11 protein-coding genes are annotated in these 14,240 nt (G+C 54.8%); 9 read left to right on the top strand and 2 right to left on the bottom strand.

Going from position 1 to position 14,240, the window contains the following annotated elements; all coding sequences use genetic code 11:
• Positions 1 to 261: 261 nt before the first annotated feature.
• The 6 genes from QN215_RS07440 (at position 262) to QN215_RS07415 (ending at position 6,476) form a co-directional block, all read left to right on the top strand.
• Positions 262 to 963, top strand: a complete 702-nt coding sequence (locus QN215_RS07440) for a polyprenol monophosphomannose synthase (protein WP_369345113.1) — start codon at positions 262 to 264, stop codon at positions 961 to 963.
• A gap of 254 nt (positions 964 to 1,217) precedes the next feature.
• A complete protein-coding gene (locus QN215_RS07435; protein WP_369343692.1) occupies positions 1,218 to 2,042 on the top strand; it encodes a DeoR/GlpR family DNA-binding transcription regulator in 825 nt (274 codons plus the stop codon).
• Positions 2,035 to 3,309 (top strand): galactose-1-phosphate uridylyltransferase, encoded by a 1,275-nt coding sequence (gene galT, locus QN215_RS07430; RefSeq protein ID WP_369343691.1) that lies wholly within the window; start codon positions 2,035 to 2,037, stop codon positions 3,307 to 3,309. Before QN215_RS07435 ends, galT begins: the two co-directional genes overlap by 8 nt.
• 5 nt (positions 3,310 to 3,314) lie before the next feature.
• A complete protein-coding gene (galK, locus tag QN215_RS07425) occupies positions 3,315 to 4,565 on the top strand; it encodes a galactokinase (RefSeq protein WP_369343690.1) in 1,251 nt (416 codons plus the stop codon).
• A 117-nt stretch (positions 4,566 to 4,682) separates the two neighbouring features.
• Entirely contained in the window at positions 4,683 to 4,973 is a 291-nt protein-coding gene (locus QN215_RS07420) for an ACT domain-containing protein (RefSeq protein WP_369343689.1), read from the top strand.
• A 138-nt stretch (positions 4,974 to 5,111) separates the two neighbouring features.
• Positions 5,112 to 6,476 (top strand): PFL family protein, encoded by a 1,365-nt coding sequence (locus tag QN215_RS07415; RefSeq protein WP_369343688.1) that lies wholly within the window; start codon positions 5,112 to 5,114, stop codon positions 6,474 to 6,476.
• A 77-nt stretch (positions 6,477 to 6,553) separates the two neighbouring features.
• Here the strand turns inward: QN215_RS07415 and QN215_RS07410 are convergent, their stop codons facing one another.
• The gene (locus tag QN215_RS07410) at positions 6,554 to 7,462 is read right to left on the bottom strand and encodes an A/G-specific adenine glycosylase (protein ID WP_369343687.1); all 909 of its coding nucleotides are present in this window, start codon (positions 7,460 to 7,462) and stop codon (positions 6,554 to 6,556) included.
• Positions 7,463 to 7,819: 357 nt separating this feature from the next.
• On the opposite strand from QN215_RS07410, the gene QN215_RS07405 reads away from it, so the two are divergent.
• Positions 7,820 to 8,488 (top strand): tRNA (cytidine(34)-2'-O)-methyltransferase, encoded by a 669-nt coding sequence (locus QN215_RS07405; protein WP_369343686.1) that lies wholly within the window; start codon positions 7,820 to 7,822, stop codon positions 8,486 to 8,488.
• Complete coding sequence (locus tag QN215_RS07400; RefSeq protein ID WP_369343685.1) at positions 8,485 to 9,099, top strand: hypothetical protein; 615 nt, start codon at positions 8,485 to 8,487, stop codon at positions 9,097 to 9,099. Before QN215_RS07405 ends, QN215_RS07400 begins: the two co-directional genes overlap by 4 nt.
• A gap of 89 nt (positions 9,100 to 9,188) precedes the next feature.
• Here QN215_RS07400 and rarD read toward each other — a convergent pair whose 3' ends face one another.
• Positions 9,189 to 10,127 (bottom strand): EamA family transporter RarD, encoded by a 939-nt coding sequence (rarD, locus tag QN215_RS07395; RefSeq protein ID WP_369343684.1) that lies wholly within the window; start codon positions 10,125 to 10,127, stop codon positions 9,189 to 9,191.
• Positions 10,128 to 10,495: 368 nt separating this feature from the next.
• Here rarD and QN215_RS07390 point away from each other — a divergent pair, with 368 nt between their 5' ends.
• Positions 10,496 to 14,062 (top strand): DNA-directed RNA polymerase subunit beta, encoded by a 3,567-nt coding sequence (locus tag QN215_RS07390; protein WP_369343683.1) that lies wholly within the window; start codon positions 10,496 to 10,498, stop codon positions 14,060 to 14,062.
• The last annotated feature ends 178 nt before the right edge of the window (positions 14,063 to 14,240 follow it).

Genomic DNA, 14,240 nt, shown 5'->3' with positions numbered 1-14,240 from the left:
GTGAGTTGCGTAGGAATCGTTCTTGAATTCGGTGGGTTCTACCGTTTCCATGCTGCAAAGGCGTTAGAGTTGTCAGAAGTCATGAAAGGAGTGACTGTGTGGGATTTCAAGAGTGGGGACTCTCCAGCGCAAGGCATAGATCGAGATAACGAGCATACTGTGCAGCAGAATAATCTTCATCAGCAGATGAGCCATGACGCTGCATCGACACAGCATCATGGCGCATCCGCACAGCGCGATGCCGTCTCTGTTCTCGTTGTCATGCCCACCTATAACGAGGGTGAAAATCTTGGTCCCACGCTGGCTCATGTCTTTTCGAGAAACCCACAGGTCAACGTTGTCATAGTGGACGACGATTCTCCCGATGGCACAGGCCGTGTGGCTGATTTTCTCGCGCAGGGGAATAGCCGTGTTCATGTGATTCATCGACGTGCCAAGGAGGGCCTTGGACCCGCATACATTGAAGGATTCCATTGGGGTCTGGATCGTGGCTATGACGTCATCTGCGAAATGGACATGGACGGCTCTCATCGCGCAGAGGACCTGACGCGGATGTTGGCCGTGCTGAATCGCAATCCTGCCATCGATCTGGTCATCGGATCCCGTCGAGTCGAAGGTGGTCAGACCATCAACTGGTCACCGACGAGGAATGCAATCTCGCGCTTGGGATCGTGGTATGCAAGGCATATGCTTGCCCTTCCCGTGCACGACATGACAGCCGGTTTTCGAGCCTACAAGGCAGACATTCTCAGAGCCATCGATCTTGATGGCATCAATGCGAACGGATACGTCTTTCAGATTGACATGACACGACGGGTTGCCGCTGCCGGTGGCAGAATCCGAGAGGTGCCTATTGCCTTTGTCGAGCGCACCCGTGGCGAATCCAAGATGACCCAATCGATTGTTATTGAGGCGATGCTCAAGGTCACGCTCTGGGGCATGAGACGCTTTTTCCGTAAATAGCGGCTCTGTAACCCTTTCGCGGCCACCGAAAATGTTCATTGTGAACTTCATGAAGTATAAAGGTCAATTTTCGTTGAATTTTTAGTCAGTTTCAACCGATTTCAGTCCTTTATACTTCATGAAGTTCACAATGAACGCAGCCAACCCGTGCGTGTGGGTCAGGTGGCGGCTGGTTGGAACGTAAGAGGTGAAAGCTGTCATGAAACGCTCAACTTGAGTTGTCATTTTGGGCGAATGTGTGCGATAATGTTCGAATGATATCCTCACAACGTCAACATCTCATACTGAGCAGACTGCGGACTCGCGGTGCCGTGCGCATCACGGCACTATCCGAGGAACTGGGCGTATCTGCAATGACAATACGCAGAGATATCGCCGATCTTGCAGATAAAGGTTTGCTCAAGCGCGTCCATGGCGGAGCGGTCACGACAAGCTCACTGCTCGCTGAGCCCCTGTTTTCTGTAAAATCGCAGATGGACATCGGTCTCAAGGATGCCATCGCCCGCGAAGCGATCAGCCATGTCTCCCCAGGGGATGTAATCGCCATCGGTGGTGGAACCACTGCCTATGTTTTCGCCCAGCATCTACTCGAGAGTAGGCGTTCATCGGGCATCACCATTCTCACCAATTCCCTGCCGGTTGCAGAATTGGTACAGGCCCTTGAAAGCAAGGACGTTGAAGTCATCGTCACCGGCGGCGTCATCAGCCGCTCGAATTCGCTGGTAGGCCCCATCGCAGACAAGGTCGTCGCATCCCTGCGCGTCAACACCGTCTTTCTCGGAACGCATTCCGTTTCGATTCCTCGGGGCTTCCTGATGCCGAACTCCTTGGAAGCGGCCACCGACATGGCCATGATGCAGATCGCGGACAAGACGATTATCTTGACCGATCACACCAAATGGAGCAGCACGTCCCTATCGTTGTTTGCCGGATTCAACGACGTAGAAGCTGTAATCACCGACGATGAACTTGATCCGGAAGACTCAAGAAAGACAAAGGAATTGGTCAAGACACTCGTGCTTGCCCATCAGAATTCCACTGAAGATAACAAGGAAGAAAGGGATAATGTCGATGAGTGACACTCAGCCAGCATTCGACCACTACACACCAGGCGAATATGCGTCGGAGCATATTCGCATCACGCCGACGACGCTTGCAGACGGTCGAGAGTTCTTCTATATGGATGACGATCCAGAATTCGTTTCCGGCAAGAAAACTCGCGAGCTTCACGACCCGCGCCCATTGTCGAACCGCTTTGAATCTCATCAGGACGCGAACGGTAACACCGTGCCGGTCCAGGCTCCGCAGATGCGGCGTGACCCTCTTACGGGGGATTGGATTCCCATGGCGACCGCACGCATGAATCGGCCCATTACCGCAGGGCCAGGAGCAGTGGCTTCAGGCAACCCCTTGGCAGCTCGCAAGCCAGGCGATCCTTATCAGGATGGCGAGATTCCAGACACCGATTACGACGTTGTAGTCTTCGAAAACCGTTTCCCGTCGATGATGCAGGTTCCTGGCGAAGCTGACAAGCCCTCCTATGTCGATGGCAACCCGCTGTGGGAAAAGCGCACGGCTAATGGCCGCTGCGAAGTGGTGTGCTTCGATCCCAACGAGCATGCGCTGCCAGCGGATCTGCCAGTCGAGCGCATTCGTACCATCGTCGAGGCGTGGGCATTCAGAACGGCTGAGATTTCAGCCATCGATGGCATCCAGCAGATCTTCCCATTCGAGAATCATGGTCAGGAGATCGGCGTTTCACTGGCTCACCCTCATGGCCAGATCTACTGCTACCCCTTCATCGCACCCAAGCTCGAGCAGGAACTCAAGCACACCGAAGCCTACTTCGACAAGAACGGCTCCAATCTGCTCGCCGACATGCTCAAGGCCGAACTCGAAGCCAAGGAACGCGTCATCTTCCGCAACCGCACATGGGTGGCCTACGTGCCAGCGGCCGCACGCTGGCCATTGGAGGTTCAGGTCTCTCCAGTTCGCGATGGCATCATGACCATCGACCAGCTCAACGACGACGAGCGCTGGGGATTGGCTCAGATGTATTCGACGCTGCTCAAGCGTGGCAATGCATTCTTCGATAAGGGCGATGGCAAGGGCATGGATCTGCCATACATTTCTGCATGGCATCAGGCCCCGATCCACGATGAGCGCCGCGATCACTACCGTCTGAACTTGCAGTTCTTCTCCTTCAGAAGAGCAGCAAATAAAATCAAATATCTTGCCGGCTCCGAATCGGGCATGGCGGCATGGATCTCTGACACGACGCCAGAGAAGATTGCCGCACGATTCCACGAGCTTGGTCCCATCGATCTCGAAGCTGAGAGGAACTAAGTGAAATGTCGTACATTGAATTTGTCGAACCGTTGACTGCCGAACAGGGCGTCCATCGTTCTCGGGCTCTTTTCCGAAGGGCCTTTGGCGGTCATGAAACTGGCGTATGGAGTGCTCCGGGCCGTGTGAACCTCATCGGTGAGCATACGGATTACAATGCTGGGCTCTGCCTTCCCATCGCACTGCCGCAGCGCACCTTCATCGCTCTGAAGCCCCGCCATGACAACATCGTTCGCGTGGTTTCCGAATTGAAGCCGGACGAAATCTCCGAAGCGCGTCTTGAAGGGCTCAAATCCGGAGGAGTCAAGGGCTGGGCAGCATATCCTGTCGGGGTCGCCTGGGCATTGCGCACGATGGGCTTTAGCCGTGTAACAGGCTTCGATGCCGCATTCGCATCATGCGTGCCGCTCGGTTCGGGCTTGAGCTCCTCGGCTGCCATGACCTGCTCAACCGCGCTTGCACTCGACGATGTTTTCAGGCTCGGTTTCGGAAGTTCCGATGAAGGTAGAGTCACGCTGATTCAGGCCGCCATGAAGTCGGAGAACGACATGGCAGGTGCCAGCACCGGAGGTCTCGACCAGAACGCCTCGATGCGCTGCAAGCCCGGTCACGCACTGCTGTTGGATTGCCGACCGGAGCTTACCGCCCTGGAAAGCGTCGAGCAGGAGCCATTCAACCTTTCGGAACAGGGACTCGAACTGCTCGTCGTCGACACCCAGGCACCACACCAGCTCAACGATGGACAGTATGCCGAGCGTCGCACCACCTGCGAGAAGGCCGCCAACATTCTCGGCGTGCCGAACCTGCGCGTGTGCGCCGATCAGATTCAGCAATCCATCGATCCTTTCCAGGCGCTGAAGGAGACGCTCGACGCGATTTCCGACGAAACCATGAAGAAGCGCGTCCGCCACGTCGTCACCGAAATCTCGCGTGTGCGCACGTTCGTCAGGGCTTTCAACGAGAAGGACATTGTCGAGGCAGGACGTCTGTTCAACGCATCGCACGATTCCTTGAAGTCCGATTACGAAGTGACCGTTCCAGAACTTGACGTTGCAGTCGATGTTGCCCGTCAGAACGGCGCATATGGCGCACGCATGACCGGTGGCGGCTTCGGCGGCTCGATTATCGCGCTCGTCAAGCAAGGTGCAAGCCGAACGATTGCCCATAAGATTGCCGACCGATTCGAAGCAGAAGGATTCCACGAGCCACGCGCGCTCGCAGCAGTGGCCTCAGCCAGTGCACATCGCGAATCCTGATCGAAGAGACGCAAAGCTTTCGTTCACCTGACACATGGCGCATTCCAGCACACGCTGGGTATGCGCCATGATTTATACTTGGGGCACGTTTGGATTCGTTATAAGAGGAGCTTTTCCATGGATCAGGCAGTCCCCAGTCATAAAGCGGTAATTACTGTTGTTGGGAAAGACACGGTTGGCATCATCGCTCGAGTCTGCACCTATCTTTCAGAGCATCAGGTCAATGTGCTCGACATCTCTCAGACAATCATCGAAGGTTTCTTCAACATGATGATGATCGTTGACATCGAAGGCTCAACCCAGGAATTCGATGAAATCACCGACGATCTGGATACTCTTGGTCAGAGCATAGGCGTACGCATTCGCTGCCAGCGCGAGGAAATCTTCACGAGGATGCATAGAATCTGAAGTTTCCTCGACGGACGGTGAGCTCAAGAGCAGTCCAACGGTCGCTCGACTGCGCGGCACTGAGATCGGTCATCGTCATCAAGGCATCAGGAACCAACCCCCACACAGTACACACGTTGCAGTAATGAGGAGCAGCACATGTTGAACATCATGGAAGTTCACGAAACGAACCAGATGATCGAGCAGGAGAAGCTCGACGTCCGCACGATAACCATGGGAATCAGTCTGCTCGATTGCGCGACCGATGATCTGGATGCGCTGTGCGAGCGAATCTATAACAAAATCTACGATTATGCCCACGATCTTGTTTCCACAGGCAAGCAGATCGAACGTGAATTCGGCATTCCCATCGTCAATAAGCGCATTTCGATAACACCCATTTCGCTGGTTGCCGCAAGCGCATGCAAGAAGCCCGAGGATTTCGTGCAGATTGCTCACACCCTCGACGATGTGGCGCATAAGGTTGGCGTGAACTTCCTCGGAGGATTCTCCGCTCTGGTCAGCAAGTCCATGACACCGGCGGAACGCATGCTTATCCAGTCGCTGCCGCAGGCATTGGCCGAGACCGAGCGCGTGTGTGCAAGCGTCAACGTGGGCTCCACCAAGACCGGAATCGACATGAATGCCGTGGCTCTGATGGGTCGCATCGTCAAGCAGGTTTCAGAAGCCACTGCCGATACTGACAGCTCAGGCAACAGCAAGCTCGTCATCTTTTGCAACGCACCTGACGATAACCCATTCATGGCAGGAGCCTTCCACGGTGTGACAGAAGGCGATGCGGTCATCAACGTTGGCGTGTCAGGCCCTGGTGTTGTCAGCAAGGCACTCGACAAGGCTCGTGGCAAGGACTTCGAGTTTCTCTGCGAGACCATCAAGCGCACGGCATTCAAGATCACCCGCGTAGGACAGTTGGTCGCGCAAGAGGCCAGCCGCAGACTCAACGTACCCTTTGGCATCATCGATCTCTCCCTCGCACCGACCCCAGCGGTTGGTGATTCCGTTGGCGAGATACTCGAGAAAATAGGACTTGAACAGGTTGGCGGACCGGGAACAACCGCGGCGCTCGCCATGCTTAACGATCAGGTCAAGAAGGGCGGCATCATGGCATCAAGCTATGTTGGCGGCCTGTCCGGTGCGTTCATTCCCGTTTCTGAAGACAAGAACATGATCGATGCCGCGCAATCGGGTTGTCTCACCATCGAGAAGCTGGAAGCCATGACATGCGTGTGCAGCGTCGGCCTTGATATGATTGCCATCCCTGGCGAAACCACTCCAGCTACCATCGCTGGAATCATTGCAGACGAAGCGGCAATCGGGATGATCAACCAGAAGACCACGGCAGTTCGAGTAATCCCAGTTATTGGCAAGACTGTGGGTGAGATGGCGGAATTTGGCGGGTTGCTCGGTCGAGCACCAATCATGCCCGTCAATCAGCACAGCTGCGAGGAGTTCATCGGGCGCGGAGGCAGAATTCCAGCGCCGATTCATAGTTTCAAGAATTGATTGTATCTGCGGATCGAGGCGAGCCCAGAGCTGCTCAGGTCCGCTCAAGTCTACTCATATCCGCTCAGATCGACGGCTCACTTCGGAAACTGAATGGCCTTGTCGGGCATGAGTTCGATAAGGCCGTCATCGTCAAGCGACGCAAGGCATTCATCGAGTTGCGAGCTGTTTGGCCATATCTTGACCAGCGTCTGATAGCTGAGAGGGCTTGCGTCCGTTTTGCTGCGCAACGCCGACAGTATAAGGCCTCTGACCTGACGGTTCGTTCCCTTGAAATGCTGCTGTGGGCGGGTTCGACCTTCTGCAAGCCCAGGCTTTCCCGCGGCAACGAAGTTGCATACCTCGGATAGCGGGCAGATCTCACATTGCGGATTCTTGGCCGTGCATATCGTTGCGCCGAGTTCCATCGTGGCCTGATTCCACACCTCGCTCTCCTTGGAATCATGGGGGAGCAGCTCGTTGGCGAGCTTTCGCTCCGCAGCGCTTGCAGCGCCTCCCAATGATTCGATTCCAAGGGCTGCGCGGGAGAGTACACGGCGAATGTTCGTATCAATAACGGCGATCCGTGTGCCGAATGCAAAGGAGAGCACGGCACTTGCCGTATAGTCCCCGATACCTGGGAGTGCAATCAGCTCCTCATAGCTGTGGGGAAGATGATTGCCATATTGCTCATTCACCGCACGAGCGCATGCTTGCAGTCGCAAGGCACGTCTCGGATATCCAAGCCGACCCCAGGCGGTGATGACTTCCGCCGTCGAAGCATTCGCAAGTGCGCGTGCATCAGGCCACAGACGCATCCATGCTGTCCAGTATGGGGCGACTCTGCTCATCTGAGTCTGCTGGCTCATCACTTCAGACACGAGAATGCCCCATGGCGTTGTTCTGCCGAAGCGCCAGGGCAAATCCCGTGCATGGTGATCCCACCAAGGGAAGAGTCTGCTTTTCAGTTCATCTACTTGCGCCGAATCCAGCGGCAAATCAGTCATACACTCTTCCCCTTTTTCACGCATCACCATATGCCATCATGCCATATTGCGAGTCATCAAGGGCATACCATCGGATATTGCGCTTACCGGCTGTATTCCTATCGAAAAATCGAATACAACCAAACAAAAACGAACAATTGTATGCAACGGATTCATGAGAGACGGGCTTCAGGAGACAAAAAACAGCGCGATGTCGAGTTTTGCGGCAATTGTCGAGTATATACCGGATTTTTTGGCTTGAAAGGGTGTCCAATCTCAGGAAAATTGGCTGTTATACCTGAGAATTGCCGCAAAACTCGCAATCCCTGGCGAGATGGCGTCAGACTGATGCCAAACGGCGGTGTTATGGTGGCGTTTATGACATCGCAAGGGCATTCTTTCAACGCACAGGCACAACAACCGGACTCAGCCGTGGAAACCATGTATGAATATGGCTATCGAAAGTCCAACTATGGGCCCGACGAGTTGGTGACCGATGCCCACGGCAATCCGATCAGCGTGGTTGATGCCATGATGAAGGCCGAAGATGCCAGTAAACAGGAAACGGTGACTCCGCATCTCTGCTTCTATTCTCCAAGAATCCCAGGCAACACCGGTTCGGCAATTCGACTTTGCGCGGTAACCGGCACAATTCTGCATCTGGTCGAGCCTCTCGGCTTCAACCTGCAGGACACCAAGCTTCGTAGAGCAGGCTTGGATTACCATGACATGGCACATGTGGTGCTGCATCCGAATTTTGAAAGCCTTGTCAAGGCTATGCCCAACTCGCGAATCATTGCGTTCACAGCCAACGCGACCAAACTCTATACCGAAGTGCAATACCGTCCAACGGACATTCTGATGTTCGGACCCGAGCCAGGCAACATTCCTGATCCGATGGATATCATGACCGGACCGGATGTTGCCGAGCAGGTGAGATTGCCTATGCGTCCATCATTGCGTAGTCTCAACTTAACGAACTGCGCTTCAATTGCGGTGTATGAGGCTTGGAGACAATTGGGATTCAAGGGTGGTGACAAGGATTGAAGAGAAGACGTGCAATAAGCAAACGGCAGCGACGTGTATTCCTTGTGCGCCGCATTGTCGCAGCAATCGCGCTTATTGCATTCCTGAGCGCAGTTTTCGGCATCATATGGGGCATCGTCCAGGGTATCCAAGGCATTGATCGTTGGATTCATAGGGGAGACATCAACGCCATCAGCCGACAGGCGGCCCCCACACCACGTCAGGCCGCCGGAGTATCGGACTGCTCGTCAGACGACATTTCTTTGGAATTGAAGGCCTCACCAGCAACGGTTGGTGTTGGTGGAACGGTGCAGTTCACCGCAACGATTCACCATAAGGGCTCGGAGAACTGCCTCGTCGACGCATCGGATGCGTCCCGGGTGCTCACGATCAGCTCGGGAGATCAGACCATCTGGAAATCCGACCTTTGCCCTGTGTCGACGCGGATGCTGTTGCTTTCACATTCGGACTCGGACATTCAGAACATAGCGTGGAACACCGACGCAACGGGATCGTCATGCCAGCCTGATTCGAGCCTTCTCAGGGTTAACGCCGGAACGTACCAAGCTCAGCTGTCCATGAGACACGATTCCAAGATAAGCTCCAACCAAGTCCCCATCGTCGTTCAATAGCGTTACTCCGCATGGGCTGCTGCCCATAGGCGATGTTGAACTCCTCGATAACAGGATAACTGCCTCGTGCGTCCCAATCTCAGGCAAGGTCACTCGCGTACCGTCGTCGTCAGCGCAGTTCTGTCAGTCGTGGCAGCTCTATGCTGGATGACCAAAGCACAGGAATATACTGCCAGAGAAAGCCAAATGACGCTGAAAGCAATCAGCATCATATGATTGATGGCTTCATGCAGGAACACAATCGCTGACAGGAATTGCAGCGTTGGATTGATGTATTGGACAAAGCCCACCGTCAGATATTGCGAATGCTGCACGCCATAGGCAAAGGTGATCAAGGGTATGGCTGTGACAATGCCCGCTCCCATCAGCAGTATGGTGATGCTGGTCTGCCGATGAACGAATCCGAAACTAGGCTGCCAAGCGAGCCAGAGGATTGCCAGCGGCGTCACGGCAGCCGTCTCGAAGGTGAGGGATTGCAAGGAGTCAAGGGGAACGAAGCGTTTCAACAGGCCGTATCCGCAGAAGGTCAGAGCCATAATCAACCCCAGCCAAGGAACTCCACCATTGCCCACGATGAAGACAGACACCCCGACTGCAGCCAGAGCGATGGAAATCCAGCCAAACAGATTGGTCCGCTCGCGCAGCACGATGATGGCTATCAGCATGTTCATCACAGGCATCAGAAAGTACGAGGCGGATGCCTCCAAAGTCTTGCCGGTATTCACGAGAATGATATAGAGTAGCCAGTTCGCGCTGATAAGCAAGGCCGCGACAATCGCAAGCACTAAGAGCATGCCATGTCTGCACAAATTCATGAAGCTGGCGAAGAAGTGCCGCTGCTGACGTAGAAGAACCAGCAGAATCATCATCGTGACCATCGTGGTGATGATGCGGAATGCGAGCACAGTGGCGGGAGCCACGCTGTGCAGCGCATCCCAGTAGACGGGGAACAAACCCCAGGCGACGCTGGAAATGGTGATTGCAAGTAGGCCGCGAGGTGTCTGAACAACAGGTGGGGTCGTTGGCATGGTGGCAATCATACCGGTATCGTGTCAACGATGATGTGTGCGAACTTAGACTCCTGACGTATTCGTCTTCTCGCGCAATCATGCCGCATTGGAGCATTGTGCGGAGAAAATCGTCGTAGGATGATGTCCACAAGCTACCAGAGCAACATGCTCAGGGAATAATGTGCTGCATTTTCCCTTGTCATAACTGTGTCGGTGTGGTAAAGTTTTTAATCAGTATGGAGTGTGTCATATAGCGGGCATGCCTCATTGGGGAAGCGCCCGCGAACAGAGTTACCATTTTTCCTTGGTTACTGCATCTTTTTGCGTCTCGCGCCCTCATGAACAATGAACCATCGGAATACAGCGAGCGATAAGGAAAGTCCATTTTGGCTGCCAATAAAGCTGCAACGAGTACCACTACAACATACGCACGCAATGATGAAGCCGATATTACATTACATAAGGCTCCAAACCGTGTGAATTTCGGATCAATCCGTGAACCCATCGACGTTCCCTACCTTCTGGGCGTTCAGACCGACAGCTTCGATTGGCTGGTCGGCAACGATCGTTGGAAGGCCAAGGCTGAAGAAGACGAAGCACAAGGAACACACAATGTAGCTCATGTGTCCGGTCTTGACGAAGTATTCCAGGAGATTTCTCCTATCGAGAACTTTGCGCAGACCATGAGCCTGACATTCTCGGACCCCTACTTCGAAGAGCCACGCCACACCGTGCAGGAATGCAAGGAAAAGGACTACACCTATTCCGCACCGCTCTACGTCAACGCAGAGTTCGAAAATGGCGACACCGGCGAAATCAAGTCCCAGACCGTCTTCATGGGAGACTTCCCGCTGCAGACACCTCACGGAACCTTCATCATCGGCGGCACGGAGCGCGTTATCGTCTCCCAGCTGGTGCGTTCCCCAGGAGTGTACTTCGACCGCAATCGCGACCGCACTTCCGACAAGGAAGTGTACGGAGCCAAGATCATCCCTAGCCGTGGTGCATGGCTTGAGTTCGAGATCGACAAGCGTGACGTGCTCGGCGTGCGCGTAGACCGCAAGCGCAAGCAGTCAGCCATCGTGTTCCTCGAAGCCATCGGCATGACCAAGGAAGAGATTCGCAAGGCTTTCGAAGGCTACCCACTGGTGCTTGACGCGCTTGAGAAGGAACCGATCAACGATCAGAACACGGCTCTGACCGATCTGTACCGCAAGATTCGTCCTTCCGACACCGCAACCCCTGAAGCAGGACGCAACCTGCTCGAATCCTTCTACTTCAACAACAAGCGTTATGACCTCGCCCGCGTTGGACGCTACAAGATCAACCGCAAGCTTGGTCTCGAAGCTGACTTCAACGACCGCAGCCTGCAGCGCGAAGACATCATTGAAACCATCAAGTATCTGGTAACCCTGCATGCGGGGGAGCAGACCTTCAAGGGCAAGCGCGACGGTGAGGATGTCGACCTCCGCGTTGACGTTGACGATATCGATCACTTCGGCAATCGTCGTATCCGTCAGGTTGGCGAGCTGATTCAAAACCAGCTGCGCACCGGCCTGAGCCGCATGGAGCGCGTTGTTCGCGAGCGTATGACCACTCAGGATGCTGAAGCGATCACGCCTCAGTCCCTGATCAACATTCGCCCCGTGAACGCGACCATCAAGGAGTTCTTCGGAACGTCGCAGCTTTCGCAGTTCATGGATCAGAACAACCCTCTCGCAGGAGTCACGAACAAGCGTCGTCTCTCCGCTTTGGGTCCTGGCGGCCTTTCCCGCGACCGTGCATCCATGGAAGTTCGAGACGTGCACCCCAGCCACTTTGGTCGTATGTGCCCCATCGAATCCCCTGAAGGTCCTAACATCGGTCTTATCGGTTCGCTGGCAACCTTCGGTCGCATCAACCCATTCGGATTCATCGAAACCCCATACCGCAAGGTTGAGGACGGTCTCGTCACCGATGACGTTGTCTACATGACTGCTGATCAGGAAGCCGAGCACGTTATCGCTCAGGCCAATCAGGTCATCGGCCAGGATGGTCATCTGGTCGAGAAGACAGCTCTTGTGCGTGATGCCGAAGGTGAGGCGGAAGATGTTCCCGTCGAGCAGGTCGACTACATGGATGTTTCCCCACGCCAGATGGTGTCGGTCGGCGCTTCTCTGATTCCATTCCTGGAACACGACGAAGGCCACCGAGCACTCATGGGCACCAACATGCAGCGTCAGGCCGTGCCGTTGATCAAGTCCGAGCGTCCGCTGGTCGGAACCGGTTCGGAATGGCGTTCAGCCGTTGATTCCGGCGATGTCATTCTCGCAGAGAAGGATGGCGTGGTCACCTACGTGTCCGCAGACATCATTCGCGTGCTGAACGACGATGGCTCCCAGTCAAGCTACAGGCTTTCCAAGTTCCAACGCTCCAACCAGACCACCTGCTACAACCAGGTTCCTGTCATCAAGGATGGCGAACGCGTTGAAGAGGGTTCCGTCCTGGCCGACGGTCCTGCAACGCAGGGCGGCGAGATGGCGCTCGGCAAGAACGTGCTGGTCGCCTTCATGCCTTGGAACGGTTACAATTACGAGGATGCTGTGATCATTTCCCAGCGCCTTGTACAGGACGACACCTTGAGCTCAATCCATATCGAGGAATACGAAATCGACGCTCGCGAAACCAAGCTCGGTTCCGAAGAGATCACACGCGACCTTCCCAACGTTGGGGAAGACGCAATCGCGAACCTTGACGAGCGTGGCATCATCCGCATCGGTGCCGAAGTCGAAGCCGGAGACATCCTGGTCGGCAAGGTCACGCCAAAGGGCGAGACGGAGCTGACACCAGAAGAGCGTCTGCTTCGTGCAATCTTCGGTGAGAAAAGCCGCGAAGTCCGCGACACGTCACTCAGAGTGCCTCACGGTGAGACCGGAACGGTTATCTCCGTCAAGGAAATCACTCGCGAAGATGCCGAAGAGGACGGCGACGAGCTGCCGAACGGCGTGAATCAGATGATTCGTGTCTACATCGCCCAGCATCGCAAGATCACCCAAGGTGACAAGCTTTCTGGCCGCCACGGCAACAAGGGTGTTATCTCCCGCATTCTTCCTGAAGAAGACATGCCATTCCTTCCTGATGGAACCCCAATCGACATCATGCTGAACCCGCTCGGCGTACCAAGCCGAATGAACCTCGGTCAGGTCCTTGAGCTCCACCTCGGATGGATTGCTCACTCCGGCTGGGACATCAACATCGATCCAGACCTTGAGGCCGAATGGAAGAAGCACATCCCAGCAGGCGCAGAGAAGGCCGATCCAGACACCCCAGTTGCGACACCAGTGTTCGACGGTGTTCAGCAGGATGCTTTGAATGGCTTGCTCAAGACCACGCTGCCTGACCGTGATGGAAACAAGCTGGTCGGAGACCACGGCAAGGCCGTTCTCTATGATGGCCGCACCGGTGAGCCTTTCACCAAGCCCATCTCCGTCGGCTACATGTACATGCTGAAGCTCCACCACTTGGTTGACGACAAGATTCACGCACGTTCAACGGGTCCTTACTCCATGATTACCCAGCAGCCGTTGGGTGGTAAGGCTCAGTTCGGTGGACAGCGTTTCGGAGAAATGGAAGTCTGGGCCCTCGAAGCCTACGGTGCCGCTTACACGCTGCACGAAATGATGACCACCAAGTCCGACGATGTCGACGGTCGTGTCCGCGTATACGGCGCTATCGTGAAGGGCGACAACCTTCCTCCTGCAGGCATCCCTGAATCATTCAAGGTGCTGCTCAAGGAAATGCAGTCACTGTCGCTGAACGTTGAGGTCCTGAATGCAGAGGGCGTTGCCATTGACATGAAGGACGAGGACGATGACCCATCATCGGCTTCGGATGATCTCGGATTCAATATCGGTGCGCGACCAGATGCATCCTCGGCAGTTTCACACGACGACGCAGAACCGCAATATCGCTGAGCGTTGAGCCGATTCTTGCAACTGCTTCATCGAAGCCACAAGAATCGGCAGCATGACTGCGAGAGAGTTGAAAGGCACACTCTCGCAGTCCCTGGAACAACAAACTTTCACAAGCAACATTGCCCATACAGGCAACAATGCCAATAAGACAAGCAACATTGCCAATAAGAAAAGACAG

Source organism: Bifidobacterium sp. WK041_4_12 (assembly GCF_041080795.1).
GTDB lineage: Bacteria > Actinomycetota > Actinomycetes > Actinomycetales > Bifidobacteriaceae > Bombiscardovia > Bombiscardovia aquikefiricola.
Note: the sequence above shows the minus strand (reverse complement) of the source record. Positions and strands in the feature narration are given on the sequence as shown.